The organism is Amphritea sp. HPY, assembly GCF_050870985.1.
Lineage (GTDB): Bacteria > Pseudomonadota > Gammaproteobacteria > Pseudomonadales > Balneatricaceae > Amphritea.
Map to the genome: position 1 here is coordinate 4439029 of NZ_CP194015.1, position 26688 is coordinate 4465716.

General features: G+C 49.6%; 25 protein-coding genes. 12 read left to right on the forward strand and 13 right to left on the reverse strand.

The window, feature by feature from the left end; translation table 11 throughout:
- Positions 1 to 77: 77 nt before the first annotated feature.
- The 4 genes from ACQUQM_RS19670 to trmB all read left to right on the forward strand — a co-directional run bounded on the left by ACQUQM_RS19670 (position 78) and on the right by trmB (position 2362).
- A complete protein-coding gene (locus ACQUQM_RS19670; protein ID WP_432471572.1) occupies positions 78 to 455 on the forward strand; it encodes a DUF423 domain-containing protein in 378 nt (125 codons plus the stop codon).
- 39 nt (positions 456 to 494) lie between these two features.
- Positions 495 to 695 carry a sulfur carrier protein ThiS gene (gene thiS, locus ACQUQM_RS19675; RefSeq protein ID WP_432471573.1) on the forward strand — a complete coding sequence of 67 codons (201 nt, stop codon included), beginning with the start codon at positions 495 to 497 and terminating at the stop codon, positions 693 to 695.
- 62 nt (positions 696 to 757) lie between these two features.
- Complete coding sequence (locus ACQUQM_RS19680) at positions 758 to 1552, forward strand: thiazole synthase (protein ID WP_432471574.1); 795 nt, start codon at positions 758 to 760, stop codon at positions 1550 to 1552.
- Positions 1553 to 1639: 87 nt separating this feature from the next.
- On the forward strand, positions 1640 to 2362 hold the full coding sequence (trmB, locus tag ACQUQM_RS19685; RefSeq protein ID WP_432471575.1) for a tRNA (guanosine(46)-N7)-methyltransferase TrmB: 723 nt from the start codon (positions 1640 to 1642) through the stop codon (positions 2360 to 2362).
- 71 nt (positions 2363 to 2433) lie between these two features.
- Here the strand turns inward: trmB and ACQUQM_RS19690 are convergent, their stop codons facing one another.
- From ACQUQM_RS19690 to ACQUQM_RS19700, 3 genes are all read right to left on the reverse strand, one after another.
- Positions 2434 to 2853 (reverse strand): cytochrome b562, encoded by a 420-nt coding sequence (locus ACQUQM_RS19690; protein ID WP_432471576.1) that lies wholly within the window; start codon positions 2851 to 2853, stop codon positions 2434 to 2436.
- Between the two features lie 146 nt (positions 2854 to 2999).
- Positions 3000 to 3257: a zinc ribbon domain-containing protein gene (locus tag ACQUQM_RS19695; protein ID WP_432471577.1), complete on the reverse strand. Its 258-nt coding sequence runs from the start codon at positions 3255 to 3257 to the stop codon at positions 3000 to 3002.
- A gap of 244 nt (positions 3258 to 3501) precedes the next feature.
- Positions 3502 to 3969 (reverse strand): Lrp/AsnC family transcriptional regulator, encoded by a 468-nt coding sequence (locus ACQUQM_RS19700; RefSeq protein ID WP_432471578.1) that lies wholly within the window; start codon positions 3967 to 3969, stop codon positions 3502 to 3504.
- 299 nt (positions 3970 to 4268) lie between these two features.
- On the opposite strand from ACQUQM_RS19700, the gene ACQUQM_RS19705 reads away from it, so the two are divergent.
- Both ACQUQM_RS19705 and ACQUQM_RS19710 read left to right on the forward strand, forming a co-directional pair.
- Positions 4269 to 4604, forward strand: a complete 336-nt coding sequence (locus ACQUQM_RS19705; RefSeq protein ID WP_432471579.1) for a 4a-hydroxytetrahydrobiopterin dehydratase — start codon at positions 4269 to 4271, stop codon at positions 4602 to 4604.
- Between the two features lie 120 nt (positions 4605 to 4724).
- Positions 4725 to 5348, forward strand: coding sequence for a DUF2799 domain-containing protein (locus tag ACQUQM_RS19710; RefSeq protein ID WP_432471580.1), 624 nt, complete (start codon positions 4725 to 4727; stop codon positions 5346 to 5348).
- Between the two features lie 164 nt (positions 5349 to 5512).
- Here the strand turns inward: ACQUQM_RS19710 and ACQUQM_RS19715 are convergent, their stop codons facing one another.
- Positions 5513 to 5983 (reverse strand): Spy/CpxP family protein refolding chaperone, encoded by a 471-nt coding sequence (locus ACQUQM_RS19715; RefSeq protein ID WP_432471581.1) that lies wholly within the window; start codon positions 5981 to 5983, stop codon positions 5513 to 5515.
- 194 nt (positions 5984 to 6177) lie between these two features.
- Between ACQUQM_RS19715 and ACQUQM_RS19720 the strand changes: the two genes are divergently transcribed.
- On the forward strand, positions 6178 to 6885 hold the full coding sequence (locus ACQUQM_RS19720; protein WP_432471582.1) for a response regulator: 708 nt from the start codon (positions 6178 to 6180) through the stop codon (positions 6883 to 6885).
- Positions 6885 to 8228 (forward strand): sensor histidine kinase, encoded by a 1344-nt coding sequence (locus ACQUQM_RS19725; protein WP_432471583.1) that lies wholly within the window; start codon positions 6885 to 6887, stop codon positions 8226 to 8228. Before ACQUQM_RS19720 ends, ACQUQM_RS19725 begins: the two co-directional genes overlap by 1 nt.
- A gap of 17 nt (positions 8229 to 8245) precedes the next feature.
- Here ACQUQM_RS19725 and ACQUQM_RS19730 read toward each other — a convergent pair whose 3' ends face one another.
- The 7 genes from ACQUQM_RS19730 to glnK (ACQUQM_RS19760) form a co-directional block, all read right to left on the reverse strand.
- The gene (locus tag ACQUQM_RS19730; protein ID WP_432471584.1) at positions 8246 to 11008 is read right to left on the reverse strand and encodes an EAL domain-containing protein; all 2763 of its coding nucleotides are present in this window, start codon (positions 11006 to 11008) and stop codon (positions 8246 to 8248) included.
- Positions 11009 to 11223: 215 nt separating this feature from the next.
- A complete protein-coding gene (gene astD, locus ACQUQM_RS19735; protein WP_432471585.1) occupies positions 11224 to 12705 on the reverse strand; it encodes a succinylglutamate-semialdehyde dehydrogenase in 1482 nt (493 codons plus the stop codon).
- A gap of 13 nt (positions 12706 to 12718) precedes the next feature.
- Positions 12719 to 13774 carry an arginine N-succinyltransferase gene (gene astA, locus ACQUQM_RS19740; RefSeq protein WP_432471586.1) on the reverse strand — a complete coding sequence of 352 codons (1056 nt, stop codon included), beginning with the start codon at positions 13772 to 13774 and terminating at the stop codon, positions 12719 to 12721.
- A 93-nt stretch (positions 13775 to 13867) separates the two neighbouring features.
- Positions 13868 to 15082: an aspartate aminotransferase family protein gene (locus ACQUQM_RS19745; protein ID WP_432471587.1), complete on the reverse strand. Its 1215-nt coding sequence runs from the start codon at positions 15080 to 15082 to the stop codon at positions 13868 to 13870.
- 186 nt (positions 15083 to 15268) lie between these two features.
- Complete coding sequence (gene glnK, locus ACQUQM_RS19750; protein ID WP_432474853.1) at positions 15269 to 15607, reverse strand: P-II family nitrogen regulator; 339 nt, start codon at positions 15605 to 15607, stop codon at positions 15269 to 15271.
- Between the two features lie 174 nt (positions 15608 to 15781).
- Positions 15782 to 17041 (reverse strand): ammonium transporter, encoded by a 1260-nt coding sequence (locus ACQUQM_RS19755; protein WP_432471588.1) that lies wholly within the window; start codon positions 17039 to 17041, stop codon positions 15782 to 15784.
- 53 nt (positions 17042 to 17094) lie between these two features.
- Positions 17095 to 17433, reverse strand: coding sequence for a P-II family nitrogen regulator (gene glnK, locus ACQUQM_RS19760; RefSeq protein WP_432471589.1), 339 nt, complete (start codon positions 17431 to 17433; stop codon positions 17095 to 17097).
- Positions 17434 to 17777: 344 nt separating this feature from the next.
- Here glnK (ACQUQM_RS19760) and ACQUQM_RS19765 point away from each other — a divergent pair, with 344 nt between their 5' ends.
- The 3 genes from ACQUQM_RS19765 to ACQUQM_RS19775 all read left to right on the forward strand — a co-directional run bounded on the left by ACQUQM_RS19765 (position 17778) and on the right by ACQUQM_RS19775 (position 21865).
- Positions 17778 to 18026: an accessory factor UbiK family protein gene (locus ACQUQM_RS19765; protein ID WP_432471590.1), complete on the forward strand. Its 249-nt coding sequence runs from the start codon at positions 17778 to 17780 to the stop codon at positions 18024 to 18026.
- 33 nt (positions 18027 to 18059) lie between these two features.
- A complete protein-coding gene (locus tag ACQUQM_RS19770; RefSeq protein ID WP_432471591.1) occupies positions 18060 to 20012 on the forward strand; it encodes an EAL domain-containing protein in 1953 nt (650 codons plus the stop codon).
- A gap of 353 nt (positions 20013 to 20365) precedes the next feature.
- Positions 20366 to 21865 carry a YifB family Mg chelatase-like AAA ATPase gene (locus ACQUQM_RS19775; protein ID WP_432471592.1) on the forward strand — a complete coding sequence of 500 codons (1500 nt, stop codon included), beginning with the start codon at positions 20366 to 20368 and terminating at the stop codon, positions 21863 to 21865.
- Between the two features lie 21 nt (positions 21866 to 21886).
- Here ACQUQM_RS19775 and ACQUQM_RS19780 read toward each other — a convergent pair whose 3' ends face one another.
- Positions 21887 to 23632, reverse strand: coding sequence for a putative bifunctional diguanylate cyclase/phosphodiesterase (locus tag ACQUQM_RS19780; protein WP_432471593.1), 1746 nt, complete (start codon positions 23630 to 23632; stop codon positions 21887 to 21889).
- A 259-nt stretch (positions 23633 to 23891) separates the two neighbouring features.
- On the opposite strand from ACQUQM_RS19780, the gene rep reads away from it, so the two are divergent.
- The gene (gene rep / locus ACQUQM_RS19785; RefSeq protein WP_432471594.1) at positions 23892 to 25907 is read left to right on the forward strand and encodes a DNA helicase Rep; all 2016 of its coding nucleotides are present in this window, start codon (positions 23892 to 23894) and stop codon (positions 25905 to 25907) included.
- Positions 25908 to 26016: 109 nt separating this feature from the next.
- On the opposite strand, the gene ACQUQM_RS19790 is transcribed toward rep, so the two are convergent.
- Positions 26017 to 26445 (reverse strand): c-type cytochrome, encoded by a 429-nt coding sequence (locus ACQUQM_RS19790; protein ID WP_432471595.1) that lies wholly within the window; start codon positions 26443 to 26445, stop codon positions 26017 to 26019.
- Between the last annotated feature and the right edge of the window lie 243 nt (positions 26446 to 26688).

Here is a 26688-nt window from a genome sequence, read left to right on the forward strand (position 1 = left end):
TGGGTGCGGCTTTTTTGTTTATAGCCACCTTGTTGCTCTGCTAGAATAGCCCCCTTGAATAATTCCGGAACTGAAAAATGTCAGCCCGATGGTGTCTTTTTTTTGCCGCGTTAAGTGGTTTTGTTGTGGTGGCAACCGGTGCATTTGCCGCACACTTGCTGAAACCGTCGTTACCGGAACGGTTGTATGAGGTTTTGCAGACCGGTGTGCAGTATCAGATGTTTCATACTCTGGCCCTGTTGCTGGTTGGCGTGCTGCTGAACAGCAGGCCCTCGCGGCTGATTAAGCTCAGTGGTTTGATGTTTCTACTGGGGATCTGCTGTTTTAGCGGTAGTTTGTATCTGTTGGCACTGACGGGTACTAAATGGTTTGGCGCGGTAACCCCGTTAGGCGGATTACTATTATTGGCTGGTTGGTTGCTGTTGGCTTTAGCGATGCTAAGGCATAAAGAATAACAATAGTTTGAAAATAACGACAAAGTTAGGCGGATATCAATGCAGATCCAGGTAAATGGTGACACAGTCGAAATTCAGGAAGGTGCAACAATAAGCGCCTTAGTCGAGCAGATGGAGCTGGGCGGACGCCGCCTTGCGGTAGAGCTTAATCTGGAAATTGTACCCCGTAGCCAGCATGGCGAAGCGACACTGTCGGCCGGTGACCGGGTAGAAATTGTGCATGCTATTGGCGGCGGTTAATACTGCGATCTGAGCTGGCAGCACTGCGCGATAATAAATAACACTGATTTTAGGTAGAGAGAATGTCTGAGCAACTGAATGATCCACTGGTAATTGCAGGTAAGACCTATCAATCACGTTTGCTGGTGGGTACCGGCAAATATAAAGATATGGACGAGACCCGGGCGGCAATTGAAGCCAGTGGTGCTGAGATTGTTACGCTGGCGGTGCGCCGTACCAATATCGGACAGAATCCGGATGAACCTAACCTGCTGGATGTGATCTCGCCAGAAAAATACACCATTTTGCCAAATACTGCGGGCTGTTATACCGCAGAAGATGCGGTGCGCACCTGTAAACTGGCCCGTGAGCTGCTGGGTGGTCATGACCTGGTTAAGCTGGAAGTGCTGGGTGATGACAAAACCTTGTATCCGAATATCGTCGATACGCTGAAAGCCGCAGAGCAGCTGGTTGCCGATAACTTTAAGGTGATGGTTTACACCAACGATGACCCGATTGTTGCTAAACAGCTGGAAGAGATGGGTTGTGTTGCGGTTATGCCGCTGGGCTCCCTGATCGGTTCCGGCCTGGGTATTCTTAATCCTCATAACATCCGCATCATTATGGAAAACGCCAACGTGCCGATTCTGGTTGATGCCGGTGTTGGTACGCCATCTGATGCTGCTCTGGCGATGGAGATGGGTTGTGAAGGCGTGCTGATGAATACTGCGATTGCCGCAGCTCAGAACCCTGTACTGATGGCCTCTGCAATGCGTAAAGCGATTGAAGCGGGTCGAGAAGGCTATCTGGCCGGACGTATGCCTAAGAAGGCGTATGCCAGCGCTTCGTCACCGATGGAAGGCCTGATCATAGGCTAAACTTGATTGACTAATTGAGCCGCAGGCAGGTTGTCTGTCAGGCGGCTGCTATGTTTTAACCCAAATAGTTTTAAGGTTTCCCGTCGAATGTCTGAACAGCAGAACGAATCTCCGCAACAACCCGAAGAAAAGAAGCATATGCGTACGGTGCGCAGCTTTGTTATCCGTGGTGGTCGTATGACCGAACCACAAGAAAAAGCCTATAAAGAAGTATGGCCGGCAATGGGGCTTAATCTGGATAAGGGCATGCTGGACTTCAGTGAGGTCTACGGTCGGACAGCGCCTGTAGTGCTGGAGATCGGTTTTGGTATGGGGGATTCTCTGATCTCCATGGCCAAAGCGATGCCGGAGAAAAACTATCTGGGCGTTGAAGTTCACCGTCCGGGTGTTGGGCGGTTGCTGAATAATGCTAAGACCGAAGAGCTGACGAATATCCGGGTATTCGATACCGATGCTCTGGATGTACTGGCGCAATGTGTGCCGGATGGCAGTCTGGATACCGTACAGCTGTTCTTCCCTGATCCGTGGCATAAGAAAAAGCATAATAAGCGCCGTATTGTGCAGGCCGCTTTTGCTGAAACCATTCGTCAGAAGCTTAAAGTCGGTGGTCAGTTTCATATGGCGACGGACTGGGAAAATTACGCCGAGCATATGATGGAAGTTATGAGCGCTGCACCCGGTTACAGTAATTCAGCGGGTGAGGGGCAGTTCTCGCCGCAGCCTGAATGGCGTCCGGTGACTAAGTTCCAGAAGCGGGGCGAGCGCCTCGGACATGGGGTTTGGGATCTGATGTTCGAACGTACAGAATAATATAAAAAGAAAATAAAAAGGCCGCTGCAGTCTCTGCAGCGGCCTTTTTATCATCTGTGGAAAGTTATTCCTTACTCAAACATGCTGAGTAGTAGCTCCCAGACGCCCGGTTTGGCTTTCTTATGGTATTCCTTGCGCAGTTGGTCAATGCTGCGCAGTTGTTGTTGCGCCCCGGCCAGGTTATCAGCAGTGGCCAGTGGAATTTCAGCGATCGAGCGCTCTACCTTGTTCAGGCCTTCCAATGAAACGGATTTCCGCTCCGGTGAAAAATCGTAGCCTTGTGCGCTATGCAGGTATTCTTTGAATGCATCTATATGTTGATTAAAGCTATCCGCTGAGCGGGTCTCCAGCGCTTCCTTATACTGCAGTCGCATCTGCTTCATGGTTTGCTTCAGATTAAGGCTTTCACCGGCGCAGGCGTATCCACTGGTGGATAACAACGTGGTAAGCAGTAAAGAGCAGAGTAATGGCTTCATAGCTGGGGGCTTCATATACAGAGTTGACCTTAAATATTACCGGGAGGCTTGCATGGCAGGGCAATATACCAGATCTGTTATCCGGGCAGTATGAAACTTATTGATGGCTGAGGTTGAGAGAAGATGCAAAAAAGGCCGTATTAACGGCCTCTGTCTGACTCTCAGATGCCGCAGCTTTGTTTGCCGGGGCAACCACCACCGCTCATGCAAGGCGGTGCTTCAGGGTTTTTCAGGGATCTGCTGCTGACTACTCCGCCGGTGGTCAGTAACTTAGTGATGGGCGCATCTGGCGGCGTGGTACCTTGATTGAAACCTGCAACATCACAAAGATCTGCCCAGGTAGAAAGCTTGAGTGCCATCGGGTGTTTAACTTCGAATACGTCGCCGGTGGTCTCGCAACGGTAATCATAGGTTGGCATGGTTTTCCCTCGGTATATGGTCAGGCATCCATGCCATCGGGTAGTGTTCCGACAACAGGCATACTATCAGGTTTTTGCTGGTTGGTTATATGATTATTCGATCACAATATAGAAAGCATAAGCTTCAGTCTGGCCGGCTCCAGCCAGTTAAGCGACTAAGGTGATCCGATCTTTGGAGACTTATCAGTAGTTGCCTTAGCCATGTTGATGAATTAAGAGACGTTTTTCGTCACAACGATGGTGACTATTCAGAGACCAGTGGCAATGCGGTAGTGTATTTCTTCTGATCCAGTACAAAGCTGGTATTGACGGATTGTACGCCGGGCAGGTGAAGTAGTTCGCTGCTGATGAAGTGCTCGTATTCTGACATGCTGCGGCTGACGATCTTCAACAGATAGTCATACTGGCCGCTAAGGGAGCAACATTCCAGAATTTGAGAACAGTTCTGAACGAATAGATCGAAGTCAGTGATTGATTCCGGGCGGTGATCAGTAAGAGATATATGGGCGTAGGCCATAATCGGGGTGCCGGTATATTCCGGATTCAGCAGAGCAACATACCCGTTAATCACACCTTGTTCTTCTAAACGTTTGACCCGTCGCCAGCAGGGTGATGGGGATAGCCCTACCTTTTCCGCCAGTTCATTATTCGACAGTCTGGCATTTTGTTGTAACTGTTCCAGGATTGCTAAATCTAATCTGTCGGGTTTCATTGCGGGGTCTTCTAATCGGTTTCTGAGCGCTGAAATATTCAGCTTTGATTACTTCATCGTCAGGTTGAGCTTTTACCTGACGCTTCTCATTAAATCGTCAGGGGAATATATAGTAAAGTAGCCGCCGGGCACAGGCTATATCGTTTAATGATGTTGTTAGATCGACTACAAGCAGCTATGGCTATACTGGTTAACAAAGAGTTCAGTCTGGAAATTCAGATAGTCAGGCTGCGGTTCATTGCCGGGAGAGATCCATAGCTTTTTATTATGTATACCAGACGCTGATCGGAGAACTGATTATGAAGCCTGCGTTAGCGAATCAAAAATGTCAGCCCTGTGATGGAGGGGTACCTGCCCTGAGCCGTGAAGAAGCGAGAGAGTTACTGGATCAGTTAAACGGATGGGAGCTGGATGGGGAAGCGAAACAACTTAGCAAGGATTTTGTCTTTAAAGGTTTTTATCGCACCATGGCGTTTGTTAATGCGTTGGCCTGGGTTGCTAATAATGAGAACCATCATCCTGATTTTGAAGTAGGCTATAACCACTGTCTGGTGCGGTTTACCACTCACGCGATTGATGGCTTGTCTGAGAATGACTTTATCTGTGCTGCGAAAGTGGATGCCCTTAATCCATAAAGTGATTATTTAAGAAAGAAATGTATGAAGGGAAGCTGTATTCTGCGGCTTCCCTTTTTTTATTCTGTTTCTGTTCATTAGCCAGTTTTTATACTCGGATAAAACAGTGGAGTCGATACCATGATCCGTTTGCGTTATTTGCTAGTCAGTTGTTTGATTTTGTTGTTAAGTGGCTGTGCCGCGATGGATCGGGATGAGTGTATCAATGCTGATTGGTATCTGATCGGTTTTGAAGATGGCAGTGCCGGTCAGCAGCCACAGCACATCGCAGAATATCGCTCAGCCTGCGCTGAGTATGCTGTTGTGCCGCAAATGGAAGAGTACCTTGCCGGCCATCAGCGTGGTGTCGAGGGGTTCTGCACAGCTGAAAATGGCTTTGCGCAGGGACGGGCAGGACGAAAGCTAAATCCGGTTTGCCATGGTGAGCTGAAACATCATTTTCTTGCAGGTTATAACAGTGGACATGAGCTGTATCGGCAAGCACAGCAGGTAGGCCGCTTACGCAAGCAACTATCGGGTGTGAATAAGGCACAACAGGCACTGCAACAGGAAAAATCCGATGCGGAAACTGAGTTACTTGCAGACGGTACGAAATTATCACGCCGGGCTGCGTTGTACCAGCGTATAGAGGAAATAGCGGATGAACTGAAGCGTTCACGGGAAAAAAAATACCGCATCAGACATGAGCTGGACGATGAACAGCGCTACCTTAATTCTCTGGAACGTGAATCGCGTTACCAGTAGAAAAAAGCGGCTCTCTTGGGGGATAAGAGAGCCGCTAACAAGCCTTCAAAAGGCGACGGTGGAACCATTATGACAGGACGTTGGCAGTGGAAAACTACCTGAATAGGGGACGCAGCTATTATCGAGCCTGATAAATAGTGGCTGTCGGTCTCCAATAATGCTGTTTACTTATGCAGTGCGTTAAATTGCTCCTGTTGTTCCGGGGTTAAAAGGGCATAGAGCGCTTTTTTCTGTTCGGCACGGGCGCGAATTAGCTTGGCGGCTTTATCCTGGGCTTGCTCGACTATTGTTTCAACCTGTTGATCGTAATCGCTGGCGCTTACATCCAGACTTTTCATCTGTTTGCGCATATCACGCATACCCCGCATCTGCTTCTTCATATCGCTGCGGTTCTGGTCGAACAGATCATCAATCTGGTCCTGTTGCTGTTGGCTCAGGGAGAGTTCTTCGCTCAGGTAGTCCATACGTTTTTCTGCCCGTTTATCCATTCGCTCACTCATTCGCTCATGTTTTTCAGAGCGGCTGTCGCAACGTTCATGTTCTCCCCAGCTACGATCAGCCTGGGCTACGCCGGCAGCAAGGGTACCTGCACCAATAACTGCCGCGGTTATTCCGATAATCAGTTGTTTGCGCATGATCTTTCTCCTTTAATCTCTCGTTTGTTCGTGTTTTCTGATGCCTGCAGTATGGCGTGACCCCCTGCTAAGTTGGGTTAAGAGGGTGTAAAGTTTGGTAAAGCTTAGGCTGGATAGATGCAATGCCTGGTTTGGTTGCTTATTCTGGCAATAACAGAATCGTCCAGAGTGGATGTAATTAGGTAGAGTGTGTAATGAGTGAGCCGACAAAACTGCTGTTGATCGATGATGACCGCGAATTGTGTCAGCTAATGGGGGATTATCTGACCGGAGAAGGTTTCAGGGTTTCCTATGCTTTTAGCGCAGAGGACGCATTGCCGTTACTTCAGCAGAGTTGTGATTATGATCTGCTGATCCTGGATATTATGATGCCGGGTCAGAGTGGTCTTGAACTGCTGCAGCAGATTCGTCCACGGGTACAGACGCCAGTGATTATGCTGACCGGGCGGGGCGAGGAGATCGACCGGATCATCGGTCTGGAGATGGGCGCTGATGATTATCTGGGTAAGCCCTGTAACCCCCGTGAGCTGGTCGCTCGTATCCGGGCGGTATTGCGCCGGACAACGCTCAGACCTGAGCAGGATAAACAGACAGCTAAGCTGCAGATACATGGCATCGAGCTTGATCATAGCCGGCGTGAAGTGAGCGTCGGGGGGCAGTTGTTAGAGCTGACCAGCGCTGAATTCAATGTGCTGGCTGAGTTGATGGCTGAAGCAGGGAATGCGGTGAGTAAAGATCAACTGACGGAACGGGTGCTGCATCGCAAATTAACCGCTTATGATCGGGCTATCGATGTGCATCTCAGCCGGGTGCGGCAGAAGTTAGCGACCCTGCTGCCGGAGCAGGAACTGATAAAAACCATTCGCGGTACCGGCTATCTGTTCGTTAAGGAGCACTCCTGATGGCGATCAGATGGTATCGCAGAATCTTCTGGAAAGTATTTCTATCGGTCTGGCTGACCAGCTTTCTGGTGCTGTTATTGACCGCCTTTGTGGTCGGTAATCTGGCTGAGAAAGAGCGTTATGCCGAGGTGTTGACCGCCAGGGCGCTGGGGCATGCTGAGCTGATTGTTGATCGCTACGAGCGTACCGGTATAGTGCCCCGGCCAGAGTTGCGTAAGGAGCGCCGGCATTACGATGAAGATAATCATGACGAACCGGAATGGCGGGAGCATCGGGAGCGTCGTTTTTTCCCCTTGAAAATACAGATCACTGAACTTTCAAGTGGCCGTATGATTGTGGGTAAGCGGCTGGAAGGCCGCTTTCGCAACCCATTAGTGCTGAAGTTTGAGTCTGAACGAGGTAAACGCTATCGGGTCGTGGTGGAATCTGATCTGCGTAAAACGCTGTTCGCGAAAGTGTTCGGCTTTATGTTATCACTGCAGATCGTATTGCTGGTTCTGGTGTCAACGTTTGCTGCATTGCTGATCAGCTGGATTGTGGTCCGCCCGATCAATCGACTGCGCCAGCATACCCGGGATCTGTACAGCGGAGACCTGAGTGCCCGGACCGATGATCAACTGGCTGCGCGGGGTGATGAGATAGGAGAGTTATCCCGTGAATTTAACCGGATGGCTGATTATGTCGAGCAGACCCTGCAATCAAACCAGCGTTTATTGCAGGATGTTTCCCATGAGTTGCGGGCACCGCTGGCCCGTTTGCAGATGGCAGTAGGGCTGGCTGAGCAAAAGGTGGCCGATATTGATCGGGCGGTGATCGATCGGATCAACCTGGAATGCGAGCGGATTAACCGGCTGATCGATGAAATTCTCAGTCTGTCCCGTCTGGAGCAGATGGGTGCCAGTGGTCAGCCATTTCTGGTGCAGCAGGTTATCGACAGTCTGGTTGAGGATTATCGTTTCAGCGCGCCGGATCATTTGATCAGTTGGAATAACAGTAATAGTTGCCAGCTCCCCGGTAACCCTGAATTGTTGTCCAGGGCGCTGACCAATATTCTGGGTAATGCGGTGAAACATACTCCGGCCGGCACGGGCATAGATATCCTTCTAGATCATGGTAAGGCAGGCGGTTGTCAGATTATTATCCGGGATCATGGTCCAGGGGTTGAGGCGGATCAGCTTGAAAGACTGTTTAAACCGTTCTACAGAGTAAGCGATCGACATAACGGTTATGGCCTGGGCTTGAGTATTGCGCAGCGGGCAGTCGTATTGCTGGGGGGTAAGATTAGTGCCAGTAGTACTCCCGGAGAAGGCCTAGTCTTTCAGATTGATCTGCCAGGGCCTTAAAGCCGCTCACGCAACGCTCAGATTTGCCAGTCAGACAGGGGGGTAGCAGAGCCTTTAGTCAGATCCTGTTGCTGCAAAATATTATCCACAGGTTCTGGTTTATGAATAGCATAACCCTGAGCGTAATCGATGCCGAGCTGTATCAGGTGCTGCCTGATCGCTTCGCTTTCAACAAATTCGGCGATGGTCTGCATACCCATAATATGACCGATCTCATTAATTGAACGTACCATCGCTTCATCAATAGGGTCGGTGATAATATCTTTGACGAACATGCCGTCAATCTTGAGATAGTCCACCGGTAGATTTTTCAGATAAGCAAATGACGACAGCCCACTACCAAAATCATCGAGTGAAAACTGACAGCCCAGCCCGCGTAATGCCTTAATAAATATCTGCGCATCTCGCAGGTTGGCGATCGCCGCGGTTTCGGTAATTTCGAATTTAATTTTTTGCGGTGGAATGCGACTGCTTTCCAGTGTCCGAATGATATATCCGAGCAAGCTTTCATCGCCCAGCGACTGGCCCGAGAGGTTGATCGCAACGCCGCTGACCTGTTGTAGCTGGTTCTCATGATCAGACATCCATTTCAGGGTGTTTTTGATTACCCAGCGATCGATCTGTGGTGCCAGGTTATAGCGCTCTGCTGCGGGCAGGAACTCGCCGGGAGCTACCAGCTTACCGGTACTGGAAAGCAATCGGATCAGAATCTCATAGCCGGGCTTGGCCGGGTTTTGCAAAGCCTGAATCTGCTGAGCGTAGAGGACAAATCGATCATTATCGAGGGCTTCCCTGATTTCGCTGGCCCACTGGATATAGCCTTTATGGGCAACCTGTAGTTCATCGTCTTCGCGATAGATATGGATTCGGTTACGACCGGCATCCTTGGCGGTATAGCAGGCGGTATCAACCTGTTTCAGTGCCTCTGTCGCGCTCTCGGTGGTTTTGTCTATGGTGGTCAGGCCGATACTGACTTTAATGGGGAAGCTATGGTCCTGCCAGCGGAACCGGAATTTTTTCAGCGATAGCATAATCTGATCAGCATTCCGTTCAGCCTGTCCCAGGCTGCACTGCTCCATCAAGAGTAGGAACTCATCGCCGCCGGGACGGGCGAGGGTATCCCTGTTACTCAGTTTATCGCGGATCAGGTTGCTGACCTGGCGCAGCAGTTCATCGCCTGCGAGATAACCACAGGTATCATTAACTATCTTGAACTGATCAATATCGATAAAGCAGAGTGCATGATGACTATGCTGAGTGTGGGCCTCATTAATTGTACGCACTAGATGCTTCTCAAACTCGCGCCGGTTGAGTAACCCGGTCAGCGTATCGTGACTGGTCTGATAATTCATTTCATCGGATATTCGACGTACTTCGGTCACATCCTCCTGCAGAGCGATGAAGTGCGTTATTTCACCCTGTTTATCTGTAATCGGTGAGATAACTTCTTTCGCCCAGTAGAGTTCTCCGTTTTTCTTCCGGTTATGAAAGACGCCGCGCCAATTCTGCCCCGACAGTAACGTTTGCCAAAGGTCTCCGTATACCTCAATCGGGCTCTCGCCGGAACTGAGTATTTTGGGACTTTTACCAATCACTTCGGCAAAACTGTAGCCGGTAATATCGCTAAAGCGGGGGTTAACATACTCAATTATTCCGCTGACATTGGTGATAACAACGACATTCGGGCTTTGCTCTACCGCCTGAGATAGTTTTTTAAGGGTGCTGGTGGCATTTTCTTTTTCGGTATCATCTGCGAAAACCCCGACCCCGCCAATGACTTCGCCGGTGCTGTTCATCATAGGTACAAATTCGGCTCTCAGGTATATCGAAAGCTGCCCTGTTACTGAGGTATAAGGTCCTTCAAAAAATCCAACCTCCCCTGCCAGGGAGCTTTTCACGGCGGTAATAATCTGTGGGTCAACCAGGTTATCCAGCATGTTGAAGCCAATCAGCACAGATTCATCCGCTCCTATAATGTCTTCGAAGCGCTTATTCACAGTGAGAAGGGTGCTACTGGCATCGTAATGGAATATGCCTACCGGGGAATGCTCAAGAATAGAACTGAGCTGTCTTTCACTATTATGTAAATCTTTTGTTCGCTCCCGGACTTTTTGCTCTAAGTGGCGAGCCCAGTTACGCTGCGCGGCAGAGAAACTGAATATAAACGGGATCAGAAATAGTATAAAAATGGCAGCGAAACTGGCTGCTCTGATGATTGTGTCTGCCAGCAGAGAATCGATATGACTTATTTCGATATCGGCCGCTGCGATATACCAGCTGCCGTCTTTGGCCTGAAGCGGGAGAAAAACAGTGCGGAAGGTTCCCCATTGATCAGCTATTTCCAGATAGCGTTTTTGCCTTGTTTCGAACACTGCACTAATTAACGGGTCAGCATCTTCGTATTTATCAAAATAATGGGAGATATTTGTGTTGGAGGTCAGTTCTTCAGAGGTTGCGCTTGAAGAGGTAAAGATAATGACATCATCGCGCTGAATCAGGCTATAGATATATCTTACTTTTAAATTTTTGGTGAACTCAGACAAACGCAGGATGTTTTTCAGGTCTTGTTGTTGCCCAAAATCTTCGAAATGCATATCCCGCGAATGAAAATTTGCTGGCAGGATCAGGGGGATCGCACGGGCAGCGACCTCCAGTTGAGAGTCGATACGCTGATAAATCTGCTGCTTTTCCAACCTGTAATCGTAGGCGAGATAGATAATGACCCAGGTAAAATAGATCAGAATAGCGATATAGACTTTTTTACTGGCTTTAAAGGTCATTACACCACTCTCAAAGCTTTAACCAGATCCCGAGATCTTAGTATATGTCTGCTATGCAGGCTATGTGGTTACTTCATCACTGAAATGGGTATTGTATTATTACAGATGTTTTATCGCTGCTGAATAATTCATGCTGCGATATGGTTTGATGGAGAAATAATTGAGCAGGTAGAAAAAGCTTTCTGCAATGCCGTTGTTTTATTATTCCTGTTCGCCTAAAACGAATCGAGATTCAGCCCGGGGCTGAGTCTATCCGGTAGGGAAAGTTGTTCAGCTTCCATTGATGCAACAGGATAAGCGCAGTAATCGGCGGCGTAGTAAGCACTGGGGCGGTGATTGCCGCTGATGCCACAGCCACCGAAAGGCAGGCCGCTGCTAGCACCGGTCAGCGGCCGGTTCCAGTTGACAATACCGGCGCGGATACGACGATAAAAATGGTTGTACTGATTCTGATCATCACTGAACAGTCCTGCAGAAAGGCCGTATGCGGTGTTGTTTGCCTGCTCTATTGCACTATCGAAATCCCGGTATCTGATAACCTGTAACAGTGGCCCGAAGTATTCTTTGTCGGGCAGTTTCCGGATGCTGCTGACATCGATTATTCCGGGTGTCAGAATAGCGTTATGCGGATCAGGCTGGGTTGCCGGCAGTAGTTCTTTTCCACCCAGGCTTTGCAGCTTCCTCTGACTTTCCAGAATCTGCAGTGCAGCCTGATCACTGATCAGCGAGCCCATGAATGGTTGTGGTGTGGCGTTGTACTTATCCACAAGAATATCTGAAGTAGCTTGCAGCAGCTGCTGCATAAAACTATCCCCCCAGGGTCCCTGTGGAATGAATAGGCGTCTGGCGCAGGTGCAACGCTGTCCGGCGCTGATAAAGGCAGAGAAAAGGGTATCATGCAGGGCGGCTTTGAGGTTGTCCACCGGGGTAATAATCAGCGGATTATTGCCGCCCATCTCCAGTGCCAGAATTTTTTCCGGATGGCCGCCAAACTGTTGATGAAGTAGCTGCCCGGTTTGCGCGCTACCGGTAAAAAACAGGCCATCCAGGCCGGGGTGGCTAGCCAGCGCCTTGCCGGTATCTATACCACCCTGTAGCAGGTTCAGTACGCCATCGGGCAGTTCTGCCTTTTGCCATAGATGAACCAGCAGTTCGCCACATCTGGGAGTCAGTTCACTGGGTTTAAATATCAGAGTATTACCTGCCAGCAGGGCGGGAATGATATGGCCGTTAGGCAGATGAGCGGGGAAGTTGTAGGGGCCAAAGACGGCGACAACACCATGGGGTTTATGGCGTAGCACGCTGTTTACGTTAGCAGTAACCTGATGATGCTCGGCACTACGCTCAAGAAATGCCTTGATCGATATTTCTGTTTTAGCCTGCATGGCGCTGACCTCTGTGGCGCTTTCCCAAAGAGGTTTTCCGGTTTCCTGGCCAATAGTGTCGGCGATCAGTTCTGCATATTCGGCGAGTAAAGAGGTAAAGCGCCGGATAATCTGGGCGCGTTGCTCAAAGGTCATATCCAGCCAGTGTTCTGTCGCTGAGCGCGCGGCGGATATCGCCTGGTTAACCTGGGCGGGGGATGCACTATGGCCATGCCAGATACGTTCCCGGGTAACCGGGTTGAGTGATTCGAACAGCTGTTCTTCGCCCTGTAACCATTGGCCATCGATAAACAGTGATGCAACCGGATCCATAGTCACCTCCTAATCAGTTTGCTGAGCTTTCGCTCACCGGTGCTTTGAGTTCAACCACTCTTACCCGATCACCCTGCTTAACTTTGAGCAGATGGGCGATCTCAGCGGGCAGAGTAATCTGTCCCTCTGAAGGTCCAATATTGACCATAGTGCAGCGAAATTCTGTGAGACTGGTGTTGCTGATCAGATAGCTGACGCTATGTGCTTGCGCCGGTCCGATATGGACCAGGGTATAGTCGCTGTCCCGTACCGCCCGGATATCATTCAGGTCGCAGGCCAGAGTGGGGCCAGCGTCAAAGATATCGACATAGCCTTCATACCGAAATCCTTCATTTTCGAGCATGCGGCGGGCCGGAATAGTGTTTTGATGTACCTGGCCTATTACCTGCTGAGCTGGTTCAGGTAGCAAGTGCATGTAGATTGAGTGTTTTGGCATTAGCTCAGCGATAAATACTTTGTTGCCGATGCCGGTAAGGTAGTCGGCTTCAGAAAACTCCATTGAGAAGAAATGCTTGCCAAGGCCATCCCAGAACGGAGAGCGTCCAGCGCCATTGCTGACACCGCGCATTTCTGCGATCACTTTATTGGTAAAACGATGGGGAAACTGCGCCATAAACAGAAACCGGCTCTTAGATAGCAAACTACCGTTCTTACTGTGGCGGGAATCCGGCTCGAGAAACAGGGTGCAGACCTCGGAGCTGCCGGTGTAATCGTTACACAGATACAGGGTCTGAAAAGTGTTATGTACGCCCAGCTCCCGGGATGCGTGTACTACTGTACCGATGCGGTAATGGTAAAAAGGCTCCATCAGACCGACTGCTGCTTCGATGCCACAAACCCCGATAACTTTGCCGTCGTGACCCTGTTCCATGACAAACAGGTAGCTTTCGCCTGCCGGGCTGGTGATATCCTGGCTAAGGGCTTGCTCGGTGGCGGCAATCTTTTTTGCCAGAAGCTCGCGGTTGGTGGGCAACGAAGTAAAGCCGGGCCCACTGGCCTGCGCAATTTGATACAACAGTTCCAGATCGGCTGAGGCGATCGGCCTGATAACATTTATCTGCTGCTCCATAGTGCACCCCCTGTCGGTTCCTGTGTTGATCAGTCATCGTCTGATCAGTTTTTGAACGGTTGTTACATTTATCTTTACTCCTTCTGCTGCGTGTTAATAACCTACTTTCAAGGCTAGCATGGCCTGCGATAAACGTTTTATACCGTTGTAAATATCCGGATATGGAATGATCAGGGAGGGTGCCAGCCTGACTACATCAGGGCCGGCTATCAGCGTCATTAAACCTTGATCTTGCGCTTTAGTCAGCAGATCGCGGGCCTGACCATGCCATGGCTGGCGCAATTCACAGCCGATCAGTAAACCTTGTCCGCGGATGTCGCTAAACAGACCTATTTGCTGATTAAGCTTGTTCAGTTCTTCCATAAAGAGCTGGTGGCGTTGTGTGACTCCGCTGAGAAGAGAGGGTTGGTTTATTAGCTCCAGGGCTCTGGCAGCAACGGCGCAAACCAGAGGATTACCACCATAAGTACTGCCGTGACTACCGACCGCAAGACCAGCTGCAAGCTCCTGTGTGGTAAGCATTGCACCGATCGGAATCCCGCCGCCCAGCGCCTTCGCCGTAGTCAGGATATCGGGTACTACGCCACTGCCCATGTAGGCAAATAGCTCTCCGGTACGACCCATTCCGGTCTGTATTTCATCGAAGATAAGCAAAGCGTTGTGTTTATCACACAACGTTCTGGCGCCCTCCAGAAATACTTTTTCTGCGGCAACGATACCGCCTTCGCCCTGAATCGGTTCAATCACTACGGCGCAGGTCTCGTCCGAAATATGGTATTCCAGGCTGGCCAGATCATTGAACGGCAGGTGAGTTATGCCCTGGGGGACCGGCTCGAAGCCTTCGGTATACTTAGGCTGGCCACCGACCGAAACGGTAAACAGGGTGCGGCCATGGAAAGCGTTGTTAAATGCGATTATCTCGCTTTTATCGGGGCCATAGTGCTCGTGACTGTATTTTCGGGCCAGTTTGAAGGCTGCCTCATTGGCTTCCGCACCGGAATTAGCAAAGTAAACCCGTTCTGCAAAAGTTGCCGCACAAAGCATTTTGGCCAGCTGTAGTGCGGGTTCGTTCGTCCATACATTACTGAGGTGCCAGAGCTGTTCAGATTGATCTTGCAACGCCTTAACCAGCTCCGGGTGACAATGGCCCAGCGCGGTGACGGCAATGCCTCCGGCAAAGTCTATATATTCCTTGCCGTTCTGATCCCATACCCGTGAGCCTTTGCCCCGCACCGGAACAATCTGTGCCGGTGCGTAGTTAGGTACCATCACTTCATCAAAGGTGTGCCGATTGATTTCAGTCGCCATCGAGCCGCCCCCTTATAGCAGGATTTACTCATCAGTTTAGACTCTAAAGCAGCTGACTGAGTCCTGGGTCGAATTACGGGGCCGGTATATAGATCTGGGTGGTTAACTAACTGTTTGAAAAGGAAGGGGTGTTTTGTTTAGACCAAAAAAAAGCACCCGGAGGTGCTTTTTCAAAGATATATAAGCTTAGAGTGCATCGTTACCGGTTTCGCCGGTACGGATGCGGATCGCTTGCTCCAGAGGCGTGACGAAGATCTTACCGTCGCCGATCTTACCGGTATTAGCGGTCTGGCTGATCGCTTCAATTACCTGCTCAACCATATCATCAGCAATAGCCGCTTCAATTTTCACTTTTGGCAGGAAATCTACGACGTATTCTGCACCACGGTAGAGTTCGGTGTGGCCTTTCTGGCGACCGAAACCTTTGACCTCAGTTACAGTGACACCCTGAATACCGATTTCGGAAAGGGCTTCACGTACATCATCCAGTTTGAACGGTTTGATTACCGCGCTTACCAGTTTCATCATCTATATCCTCACTTGGGTCTGTTCTACCTGGGGACAGGCATCAGACGGTTGGAGTTCAATTCTAAAAACTGGGCCTAAGTATACCCAGATTGGCCTGTTTAATAAAACGGCAAAAGAGAGCCGGAGCTCCCTTTGGGTTTATATCACTCTTATATTAATAACCTGGAGTGATTACTTACCATTGGTGAATTCCGGATAGGCTTCCATACCACACTCAGCCAGATCAACACCTTCGTACTCTTCCTCTTCGCTGACACGGATACCCATGACCGCTTTCAGAATACTCCATACCACCAGGCTGGTTGCGAAAACCCAACCGAAGATTGTTGCCGCGCCGATCAGCTGACCGCTGAAGCTTACGTCACCGTTGGTAACAGGAACCAGCATCAGACCCAGCAGACCACAAACACCGTGTACTGAGATGGCACCAACCGGATCATCGATACGCAGCTTATCCAGCGTAATGATAGAGAATACGACCAGTACGCCACCAACAGCACCGAACAGCGTTGCTTGCAGAGCACTTGGCGTAGATGGTTCAGCTGTAATTGCTACCAGGCCCGCCAGAGCACCGTTCAACAGCATTGTCAGGTCGGCCTTACCAAACAGCATGCGAGCAGTAATAAGTGCTGCGATCGCACCACCTGCTGCCGCCGCATTAGTATTCAGGAATACCATAGCTACGGAATGTGAGCTGGCGATATCACCCAGCTTCAGTACTGAACCACCATTGAAACCGAACCAGCCCATCCACAGGATGAAGGTACCTAAAGTAGCCATTGGCAGGTTTGCACCCGGGATCGCATTGATACCGTTCTTGGTGTACTTACCTTTACGGGCGCCCAGCAGTAATACGCCAGCTAACGCTGCAGAAGCACCAGCCATGTGAACGATACCGGAACCTGCAAAGTCAGAGAAACCAAGGTCGCCCAGATTATACATACCGAAGACATCGGCTCCGTTCCAGGTCCAGGCGCCTTCCATCGGATAGATCACACCGGTCATTACTACCGCGAAAGCCAGGAATGCCCACAACTTCATACGCTCAGCAACAGCACCTGAAACGATAGACATAGCAGTGGCAACGAAAACTACCTGAAAGAAGAAGTCAGATGCGCCGGAATAGACCGAACCGCCATTGAAGCCTTCTTCTGCGGAGTCTGCCAGAACCTGAGTTACATCGACCTCTTCGATGCCAGACAGGAACAGGCCACCGCCGTACATCAACTGGTAACCACAGATCAGATACATGATGCAGGAGATCGCAAACAGAGCGACGTTCTTGGTCAGTATTTCGGTCGTGTTTTTAGAGCGGACCAGGCCCGCCTCCAGCATGGCAAAGCCTGCAGCCATCCACATAACTAATGCGCCGCACACCAGAAAATAGAAGGTGTCCATCGCATACTGTAATTCAAAAATTTGGTTTTCCATCATTTCCACCTGAAGCGAAAGCTTGAGTTATCTTTATTTTTAAAAAGGATTTGTTACAGCGCGGTATCGCCGGTTTCACCGGTACGGATACGGATCGCCTCATCGATTGGCAGAACGAATATTTTGCCGTCGCCGATTTTTCCTGTCTGTGCGGTTTTACTGATAGCGTCTACCACCTGATCGACAATCTCGTCTGCCACCGCAGCATCGACTTTTACTTTTGGCAGGAAGTCGACGACGTATTCTGCGCCCCGGTATAGTTCGGTATGACCTTTCTGACGACCAAAGCCTTTTACCTCAGTAACGGTAATACCCTGAACACCGATCTCGGATAGTGCCTCGCGCACATCATCTAGCTTGAATGGTTTGATAATTGCTGAGATAAGTTTCATGAGAAGTTCTCTCCAATATAATAAGGGTCTTTTTATGGCCGGCCTGCGTACAGGTCGGCAGAAAACGGTTAACTGGTATTTAGCATTAGCTGTGCCACTGTTGATAATGTCCTTTAAAAACAAGTGTTTATTTAATTGTATGATTGGATGTGAGCGTGTTGCCGCGACGTACTGGTGCACGAGGAGAGAGTTACTGGTGCACAAAATTTGTGCAGGCACCGGTTTGGTGCAAGATGGCTGGATGTAACGTTTTGTATTGTTGTGGTTGCTGTCGTTGATGCAGTTGCTATAGTCCTGCTTAACCTTTATTTATATTTAATATGATCGAAGTGTGGTGATAATCGATGATTAACCAACAATTGCTGGAAGGGTTGAGTCAGCAGATTTCTCAGCTGATGGACAGCGCCCGGGAGATTTCCACAGCCGTCGATGTGCAGCCTCAGGTTGAGGCGTTATTAAAAGGCGCATTTAATCGGATGGATCTGGTGACCCGGGATCAGTTTGATGCGCAGGCTGCGGTTTTGGCTCGAACACGAACTAAACTTGAACAGTTAGAGCGGCAATTGGCCGAGCTGGAGCAAGACAGTAAGTAATACCGGCCTGGACCCATAATAAGAGGTAACAGAATGACCGATGCGCTGATGCTAGCCTGTGTTTATCCTGATATGACGTATCAGTATGCGTCTGCAGGCTACCTGGAAAAAATTGGCTGGCAGGGTGCAATTAATGGCGTCAGTTTGGAGCAAGTGCACGGTAGTGAGGCGTTATTTCAGTTACGAGAGGCTGCTGCTAAAGCCAGGCAAAATGGCAGTGCGAGCCTGTTATGGCAGCCTGATCAGCACCAGTCTGAATTATGTCTGCAACTTGAATTGGCCTGGAATCCGCAAGCCGGGCTGTTTGTTATACATTTCGCCTCCTTATCTAAGGTCGCCAGCCAAAAAGCGGCCCGCTTACCGGCATCAGGATTATTCGACTATACGCCGCAGGCGGTGATGGTGATGGATGATGAGAACCGGATTGTTCAGGTCAATCCTGGGTTTGTCAGCGTAACCGGTTACCGCTTTGATGAAGTTGTTGGCCAGGGGCCGGGGATCCTGACCTCAGGGGAGATCGATCCTGAACTGTTTGATCGTCTTTGGTTACAGTTGCATGCGAAGGGAAGCTGGGAAGGCGAGATCTGGAATCGGCATAAAAACGGGCAGTATTATCCGGCATGGTTCAGTATCACCAGCCGACGGGATAGCGCTGGGGATATAGAAGGATTCGTTGCTCAGTTCTCTAATATCACCGCACTTAGCCAGGACCCGCATATGTTGCATCACAGCAGCTATGATCTGTTAACGGGTTTGCCGGACCGGGCCATGGCGATGCCGCATCTGGCTAAACTGCTATTGCTGGCCAGGCAGGTCAATAGTGAAGCAGCGGTCGCGTTGCTTGAACTGGAAGGTTTCTCTGGGCTGCAGGAAACCCTGACCGCAGAAGAGTTGTTGAAAGATGTAGCCGCCTGTTTGGCAGGCAGTGTCCGCGAAGCTGATTTTGTAGCGATTCTTGAACCGGGGCGTTTTCTTCTGCTGCTGCCGGATCCGCCGGATGAGGAGATGCTTGCAGCATTGGCCCACCGGGTATTGGAACATGTAGAGGAGGAGCTTGTTGCTGCGAATCATACTGTTTGCAAAGCCGGGATAGGGCTTGTGTTGAGCGGTGATAACGAGCTGTCTCCTGAACAGATGCTGGAGTGTGCAGAACAGGCACTTGGGTGTGCATTCGGTGATGAGGAAAATCGTTACCAGCTATACGCTCCGGATATGTTTGGTGACCAGGATGCCGGGTTCATAACCGCATCGGACCTGAATCGGGCGTTGTCTGAAGATGAATGGGAGCTACGTTTTAATCCGGTCTATTCACTGCAGGATCATACTCTGATCGGCACCGAAATAGAGCCTTGCTGGCGCGATCCTGAACGTGGCGTTATCCATAACGAAGAGTATGTACCAATTCTGGCCCGAATGGGAAAATTGGAGCAATATCACGATCAGCTGGGTGATCTGTTACGTCGCTTTACTCAGGTATGGGCCGGCTTTGACGCGTTTGAGTCGATACATATGCGGCTGCAGGATGAAGAGTTGTTATCGCTGGCTTTTGTGCCCGGATTATTGCGGGCTATGTTCCGGCACCAGATAGCGCCCCAGCGCTTGCTGATTCAGGTTTCGGTAAATCAGGCGACGTACCTGCGGGATGAGTTGGATCAGATCAGGGCTCAGGGGGTAAGGGTTCTGATCGGTGGCCATGCTGATGTCAGCGCCAACCTGAACCGGCTGAAAGCGCTGGACCCGGATATGCTGTTGCTGGATGCTGAGCTGGTCGAAGGACAGATGCAGGATGACCATACTACCGCAACGGTAGAAACAGTGCTGGAAATGGCCGCAGAGTTACAGATTAAAGTGTTGGCTGAGGGGGTCAGAACTACGGGGCAGATGACCCGGCTCAGCCAGCAAGGTTGTTACCGGATGTGTGGTAAGTATGTCGGCCGCTGGCTGACCATGGATCAACTGATTGAACGGCTGGATATGGAGATTTGACTGCTTATTTGATCCATAGAGATACTGGATATGGAGATCTGAGCTTATTTAATCCATAGAAATGCTGAATATGGAGATCTGGCTGCTTATTTGATCCATAGAGATACTGAATATGGAGATCCGGCTGCTTATTTGATCCATAGAGATACTGGATATGGAGATCTGAGCTTATTTAATCCATAGAAATGCTGGATATGGAGATCTGGCTGCTTATTTGATCCATAGAGATACTGGATATGGAGATCTGAGCTTATTTAATCCATAGAAATGCTGGGTATGGAGATCTGAGCTTATTTAGTCCATAGAATGGCTGGATATTGAGATCGACCCAATTTAATCCAAGGATGGATATTATGTCTCTGGCAATTGTGAATACCCGTGCCCGGGTGGGCATTGACGCTCCATTAGTAACCTGTGAAGTCCACCTGTCGGGGGGGCTTCCCTCCTTTGCTATCGTTGGTTTACCTGAAATGGCTGTGCGGGAAAGTCGGGAACGGGTTCGTAGCGCTTTGCTTAATTCCGGTTTTGAATTTCCTGCCCGGCGTATTACCGTGAATCTGGCCCCTGCAGACCTGCCCAAAGAGGGGGGGCGGTATGATCTGGCTATAGCGGTCGGTATTCTGGTCGCGAGTGGTCAGCTTAAAGGTGATAACTTAGCGGAGTATGAGTTCCTGGCCGAGTTGGCACTGTCCGGTGACCTTCGTCCGGTACAGGGGGTTCTACCGGTAGCTATTGCATGCCAGGCAGTATCACGGCGTTTGTGGATAATGGCCGAGAATGCGGCGGAAGCTGCCCTGGTGGGCGGATTAGAGATCCTGAAGGCAGATACCTTGCTGCAGGTCTGTGGTCACCTGAATGGTGCGGCGTTAATATCCGGCGTTAAGCAAGGGAGACAAGCGCTGGCTATGCCGGACTATCCCGACCTGCAGGATGTAAAAGGCCAGTACCAGGCTAAGCGTAGCCTGGAGATAGCCGCTGCCGGTGCGCATAACATACTGCTTAGCGGTCCTCCAGGTAGTGGTAAAAGCATGTTGGCCAGCCGGTTACCCGGGATTCTGCCACCTTTGGAGCCTAATGAGTTGATGGAGATCGCAGCCGTCTATTCGGTTTCTGGGGTGAATCATCCTTATTTGATAAGCGGTGCCAGACCGTTTCGTAATCCCCACCATACAGCATCTGCCGTAGCGCTGGTGGGTGGTGGCAGTACGCCTCGTCCGGGGGAGATCTCGCTGGCGCATCAAGGGGTATTGTTTCTGGATGAGCTACCGGAATTCAGCCGTCAGGTTTTGGAGGTGCTGCGCGAGCCCTTGGAGAGTGGTCGGATCAATATTTCGCGGGCGGCCCAGCAGGTGAGTTTTCCCGCCCGATTTCAGCTGATTGCGGCGATGAACCCATGCCCCTGTGGGTTTTATAATGATAATACAGGCCGTTGCCGTTGCTCGCCGGATCAGATTCGTCGTTATCAGGCGAAGATATCCGGACCATTACTAGACCGTATTGATCTACAAAGCTGGGTACCTGCGTTACCGCCAGAACAGCTAATGTCTGTGGATAACCAGGCGGAATCATCGACAGCTATCCGCCAGCGGGTGATAAAGGCACGAGCGGTGCAGCTAAAGCGACAGGGTGTTGTTAATCATGTGCTGACTGTTGGTGATTTGGATAAGTACTGCAACCTTGGTCAATCGGAAAAACGCCTGTTAAACCAGGCAATGCAGCAGATGGTGATGTCGGCGAGGGCTGCGCACCGGATCTTAAAAATTAGCCGGACGATCGCCGATCTTGCTTCAGAAGCAGAGGTCAGACGGGAGCACTTACTCGAAGCTATAGGTTTTCGCAGTATGACGCAGTAAATATGCTGAAGTAAAACCCGCTCAGATATTTGCGCAGCATTCATCATCAACAATGGCTGCCTGTTGCATCAGTTTAACAAACTGCTCAAATGGCACTGGCTTACTGTACAGATAGCCCTGCGCCTGATCGCAACCGTAACTGGCCAGGACATTAAGTTGTGCCGGGGTTTCAACACCCTCTGCAATAATCTCCTTATTCAGGCTACGCGCCAGGTTGATCAGGGCTTTGACGATCTCCCGGTTGTCACCTTCTTCATTCACGTCAGAAATAAAGGATCGATCAATTTTCAGACTGCTGATTGGTAGTTTTTGCAGCAGGGAGAATGATGAGTATCCGGTACCAAAGTCATCTAGGGAGAAATTAATGCCTAGTTTATGCAGCTCTTCGATGCCTTGTCGAACGTGCCGTTCATCATTGAACAGAGCCGACTCGGTCAATTCAAACTCTAGAATCGAGGTGTCTATATTGCCTTTCTCGATAATTCGCTGGATGGTCCGGCATAAGTAGCTGTCCTGGAATTGACGGAAGGAGAGGTTAACGCTTATATGTTTAACTGCCAGCGTCATCTCTTTCAGCGCTTGTATATCATGGCCGGCCTGCTGAATGACCCAATAGCCTATAGGCACTATCAGTCCGGTGCGTTCCGCGGTAGGAATAAAGTCGTTAGGGTAGATCAAGCCCTTTTCGGGGTGGTTCCAGCGAATAAGCGCTTCTGCACCGACGATCTGCCCTGTTGCTATATCAATACGGGGTTGATAATAGAGCTGAAACTCCATTCTGCGAATCGCATTGATCAGTTCTGGTTCCAGGGCCAGTTGCTGAATATTTTTATCATCCCTTTGCTGGCCAAAAAAAGCATAACTACAGCTACTCTGCTCTTTAGATTTTAACCGCGCCTGCGTTGCCTGGTGGACTAATGTGTCCGTTTCCATACTTTGTTCCGGGGCAAAGCTGACGCCAATGCTACAGGGGAGGATGACTTCAAGCTCCTGATAATGATAGGGCTCGGTCAGGGTATGCAGCATCTGGTAACAAAGCAGAGTTGCCTTATTGTGGATATCTTCGCCTGCGTTGCCTGGTAGCAGCATTGCAAACTCATCGTTGCCTAAACGTGAGATAAGCGAGGGGGCAAGAACTTGCAAGCGATTACCAAGTTCTTTAACGATCTGGTCGCCAGCATAATGACCGTTAATATTATTGAAGCGGCGAAAACCATCCAGATCGACACTAAACAGGGCCAACGATCGGGCACTGGGCTGTTCATGGTCAATATTTTTTAAATGGGCAGCAAGATCCCGGTAAAACTGCTGTCGGTTGGTCATCCCGGTTAACAGATCGATCCGGTTTAGAGTATCTATCTCCGTCATATAGTGAGCAACGGCTTGGGCATGACGAATAGTACGTTGTAACTCTTCAGTGGACACCGTATCCAGCGCGATATAATCAGTTGCCCGCCAGTAAAGAAACTCTTCAGATCTTTGGTTGCTGAATTGTTGGTCAAAAATGATAACGGGAGTCAGGGGGGATTGTTGGCGCAGGTAATGCAGTTCTGACAGCGCGTTGGTATCTGTATGACAGGTGTGCAGCAGAATAAGATCTAGTGGCTGGTGTTCTATCTGCTCGGTTGCCAAATCGAAAGGGCTACAGGTCAGAGTGTAGCGACTATCACTTTCGAGGATATCCAGTAATGGCTGCAGATCATAATCACAACTGTCGATAATCAGGATCTGGGTGGTCACTGGGCCGCGCTGAACGATTGAGGACATAGGAGTTTCGATGCCAGAAATAAACTCCCGTGTTTATTCTTCGGCGTTAACTACTGATATAGCAACCCTTTCCATGAGATAATTGCCACTTCAACTTAACCCCAAGACTAGCACGGAGACAATTTAAATCAAACAAATGTTTTGAATTAAATGTCTTTGTAAAACATAAGGTTACGCATGTCTTGGGTGTTTTTTCTGTTGCTAACAATAGTATATCGGCCGTTATCGGCATTAACTTTAGTATAAGAATCAGATATTTATGGCAAGACTCAATCCTAAGCAACGCGAGGCAGTGGACTATATCAGTGGTCCGCTGTTGGTATTGGCTGGCGCCGGCTCAGGTAAGACCAGTGTGATTACCCGTAAAATTGCTTACCTGATCGAAACTTGCGGTATTAAAGCGCATAACATTGCGGCGGTGACTTTTACTAACAAGGCCGCACGGGAGATGAAGGAACGGGTCGGTAGTCTGGTTCAGGGCAGTGCTACCAGGGGCCTGACGGTATCTACTTTCCATAACCTTGGACTGAATATCATCCGCAAGGAGCATAAAGTTGTCGGCTTCAAGAAGGGCTTCTCCCTGTTCGACGACCAGGATAGTAAAGGATTGCTGAAGAGTTTGTTGTTGCACAATGAGGAGGACGCTGAACAACTGGATTTTGTTCAGGGTACGATCTCCAACTGGAAAAACGACATGGTCGATCCGGACCAGGCGCTTAGTCAGGCTAAGGGGCCTGCAGATATTTTGGCGGCCAGAGCCTATGCAGCCTATAACCAGAGTTTACGCGCATATAATGCTGTGGATTTTGATGATCTTATTCTGCTTCCGGCACGATTGTTTATAGAGCATCCGGAAGTATTAGAGCGCTGGCAGAATAAAATCCGTTATTTGCTGGTGGATGAATATCAGGATACAAATATCAGTCAGTATCTGCTGGTTAAGATGTTGGTGGGATCCAGTGGAAAATTAACGGTGGTTGGCGATGATGACCAATCAATCTATTCCTGGCGGGGCGCCCGGCCAGAGAATCTGGGTCAGCTACAGGAAGATTTTCCCAGCTTGAGAGTGGTAAAGCTGGAACAGAACTATCGTTCCACAGGCCGTATCCTGAAAGCTGCCAATACAGTTATAGCGAATAATCCTCACGTCTTTGATAAGACCTTGTGGAGTGATATGGGCTTTGGTGATCCGATCCGGGTGATCTATACCCGCAATGAAGATGCTGAATGTGATCGTATTGCCACTGAAATTCTCGATTTTCATCTGCGTAAAAGAACGCAGTTCAAGGATTTTGCGATTCTCTATAGGGGTAATCATCAGGCACGATTACTGGAGCTTAAGCTTCAGAGTTATCAGGTGCCTTATAAGCTTAACGGCGGAACCTCTTTCTTCGCCCGGGCTGAGATTAAGGACATCATGTCCTATATGAAAGTGTTGGTGAATCCGGACGATGATAACGCCTTCTTGCGGATCATTAACTTGCCGCGGCGAGAAATTGGCCCGACCACTCTGCTGAAACTGGGGGAATATGCATCGTCGCGTGAAATCAGCCTGTTCAATGCCTGTGGTGAGCTGGGCTTGGAGCAGGTCTTGAAAACCGCTCAGGTAGAACGTTTACGTCGTTTCAGCCAGTGGCTTCAGGGAATCTATGATCAGTGTGAGCGCGGGGATCCTATAGAAGGTATCCGTAAGATGATCGATGATATCGATTTTGCTGGTTGGATCTCTCAGAATAGTTCTGGAGAGGTGATTGCCGATCGACGTATGCAGAATGTCTGGATACTGGTCGATTCACTTAGCAACACACTGGAACGATTACGCGAAGATGATCCCGACGCAGGTATCAAAGAAGCGATCGCACGATTGATTCTGATGGATATTATGGAGCGGCAGGAAGAGGAAGATGATTCTGACCGGGTACAGTTAATGACCCTGCATGCCTCAAAAGGACTGGAGTTTCCCCATGTTTACCTGATGGGAATGGAGGAGGAAATTCTGCCTCACCGCAACAGTATCGAAAGTGGTGATATTGAAGAGGAGCGGCGGCTGGCTTACGTGGGAATTACCCGTGCCAAAGAAACCTTGTCGATAACGCTGGCCAAAAAACGCAAGCAGTTTGGCGAAGTGATCGACTGTATTCCGAGTCGCTTTCTGGACGAGTTACCGGAAGATGATCTGGTATTTGAGGGGCGGGGCGAAGTTTGTGAAACTACAAATAAAGCCCGCGGTAATGCCACATTAAATGGTTTACGGGGACTGTTGGACGATTTGTGATTTTAACAGCGTACTTTGACAGAAAATAAAAAAGGCCGCATTAGCGGCCTTTTTTTACGATATGCCGTGGTTACATATATGTAACGAAACGGCGATACCAGAAGTTGTGTTACTTAGCGCTATCGACCATGTACTCAACCAGAGATTTTATCTCGTCGTCGGAACAGTCAGCACAAGTACCGCGAGGTGGCATTGCGTTGATGCCGTTGATCGCATTGTTGACCAGGGTGTCCAGGCCTTTACCGGCAGCACGGTCAGTCCATTCGCTGGTGCCGAACTTAGGTGCACCCAGTACACCTGAAGTGTGACAGGCAGCACACTTGGTAGTGTACAGGTCAGCAGCAGAACGGGCACCACCTGCAGCAGCAGGAGCGGCGCTAGCACCACCACAATCATCACCCTCAACACATACGGAACCAACAGGCTTGATACGCTCAGCAATTGCAGCGTTATCAGTGTTGGCCATTGTGGAGGTAGCCAGGAAACCCAGTGCAATTGCGAACAGGGTAGAAATAGCTTTGGCAGCAATATTACTCACAGTCACGACCTCATCATCGCTAATTTTAAAAAACGGCAGCTGTTTTTGTATTTATCAGGTATTGGTAGTTCAAAACCAAATTATGATTATGGAACAGCTAGCTGAAACTCTTATCGGCGGGGATTATAGCGGTAAATAGTCCTGACTAAAATGGGGGGATCTGCGATCAACACTAATTAATTAGTACTGATCCGGTTTAATATCCTTCTGACACCTTGCTAAGGTTCGCCAGCTAACGCTTAC

Coding starts and splice junctions, on each gene's coding strand:
- ACQUQM_RS19670 (WP_432471572.1), top strand. CDS start 78: ATGTCAGCCCGATGGTGTCTTTTTTTTGCCGCGTTAAGTGGTTTTGTT.
- thiS (WP_432471573.1), top strand. CDS start 495: ATGCAGATCCAGGTAAATGGTGACACAGTCGAAATTCAGGAAGGTGCA.
- ACQUQM_RS19680 (WP_432471574.1), top strand. CDS start 758: ATGTCTGAGCAACTGAATGATCCACTGGTAATTGCAGGTAAGACCTAT.
- trmB (WP_432471575.1), top strand. CDS start 1,640: ATGTCTGAACAGCAGAACGAATCTCCGCAACAACCCGAAGAAAAGAAG.
- ACQUQM_RS19690 (WP_432471576.1), bottom strand. CDS start 2,853: ATGAAGCCCCCAGCTATGAAGCCATTACTCTGCTCTTTACTGCTTACC.
- ACQUQM_RS19695 (WP_432471577.1), bottom strand. CDS start 3,257: ATGCCAACCTATGATTACCGTTGCGAGACCACCGGCGACGTATTCGAA.
- ACQUQM_RS19700 (WP_432471578.1), bottom strand. CDS start 3,969: ATGAAACCCGACAGATTAGATTTAGCAATCCTGGAACAGTTACAACAA.
- ACQUQM_RS19705 (WP_432471579.1), top strand. CDS start 4,269: ATGAAGCCTGCGTTAGCGAATCAAAAATGTCAGCCCTGTGATGGAGGG.
- ACQUQM_RS19710 (WP_432471580.1), top strand. CDS start 4,725: ATGATCCGTTTGCGTTATTTGCTAGTCAGTTGTTTGATTTTGTTGTTA.
- ACQUQM_RS19715 (WP_432471581.1), bottom strand. CDS start 5,983: ATGCGCAAACAACTGATTATCGGAATAACCGCGGCAGTTATTGGTGCA.
- ACQUQM_RS19720 (WP_432471582.1), top strand. CDS start 6,178: ATGAGTGAGCCGACAAAACTGCTGTTGATCGATGATGACCGCGAATTG.
- ACQUQM_RS19725 (WP_432471583.1), top strand. CDS start 6,885: ATGGCGATCAGATGGTATCGCAGAATCTTCTGGAAAGTATTTCTATCG.
- ACQUQM_RS19730 (WP_432471584.1), bottom strand. CDS start 11,008: ATGACCTTTAAAGCCAGTAAAAAAGTCTATATCGCTATTCTGATCTAT.
- astD (WP_432471585.1), bottom strand. CDS start 12,705: ATGGATCCGGTTGCATCACTGTTTATCGATGGCCAATGGTTACAGGGC.
- astA (WP_432471586.1), bottom strand. CDS start 13,774: ATGGAGCAGCAGATAAATGTTATCAGGCCGATCGCCTCAGCCGATCTG.
- ACQUQM_RS19745 (WP_432471587.1), bottom strand. CDS start 15,082: ATGGCGACTGAAATCAATCGGCACACCTTTGATGAAGTGATGGTACCT.
- glnK (WP_432474853.1), bottom strand. CDS start 15,607: ATGAAACTGGTAAGCGCGGTAATCAAACCGTTCAAACTGGATGATGTA.
- ACQUQM_RS19755 (WP_432471588.1), bottom strand. CDS start 17,041: ATGGAAAACCAAATTTTTGAATTACAGTATGCGATGGACACCTTCTAT.
- glnK (WP_432471589.1), bottom strand. CDS start 17,433: ATGAAACTTATCTCAGCAATTATCAAACCATTCAAGCTAGATGATGTG.
- ACQUQM_RS19765 (WP_432471590.1), top strand. CDS start 17,778: ATGATTAACCAACAATTGCTGGAAGGGTTGAGTCAGCAGATTTCTCAG.
- ACQUQM_RS19770 (WP_432471591.1), top strand. CDS start 18,060: ATGACCGATGCGCTGATGCTAGCCTGTGTTTATCCTGATATGACGTAT.
- ACQUQM_RS19775 (WP_432471592.1), top strand. CDS start 20,366: ATGTCTCTGGCAATTGTGAATACCCGTGCCCGGGTGGGCATTGACGCT.
- ACQUQM_RS19780 (WP_432471593.1), bottom strand. CDS start 23,632: ATGTCCTCAATCGTTCAGCGCGGCCCAGTGACCACCCAGATCCTGATT.
- rep (WP_432471594.1), top strand. CDS start 23,892: ATGGCAAGACTCAATCCTAAGCAACGCGAGGCAGTGGACTATATCAGT.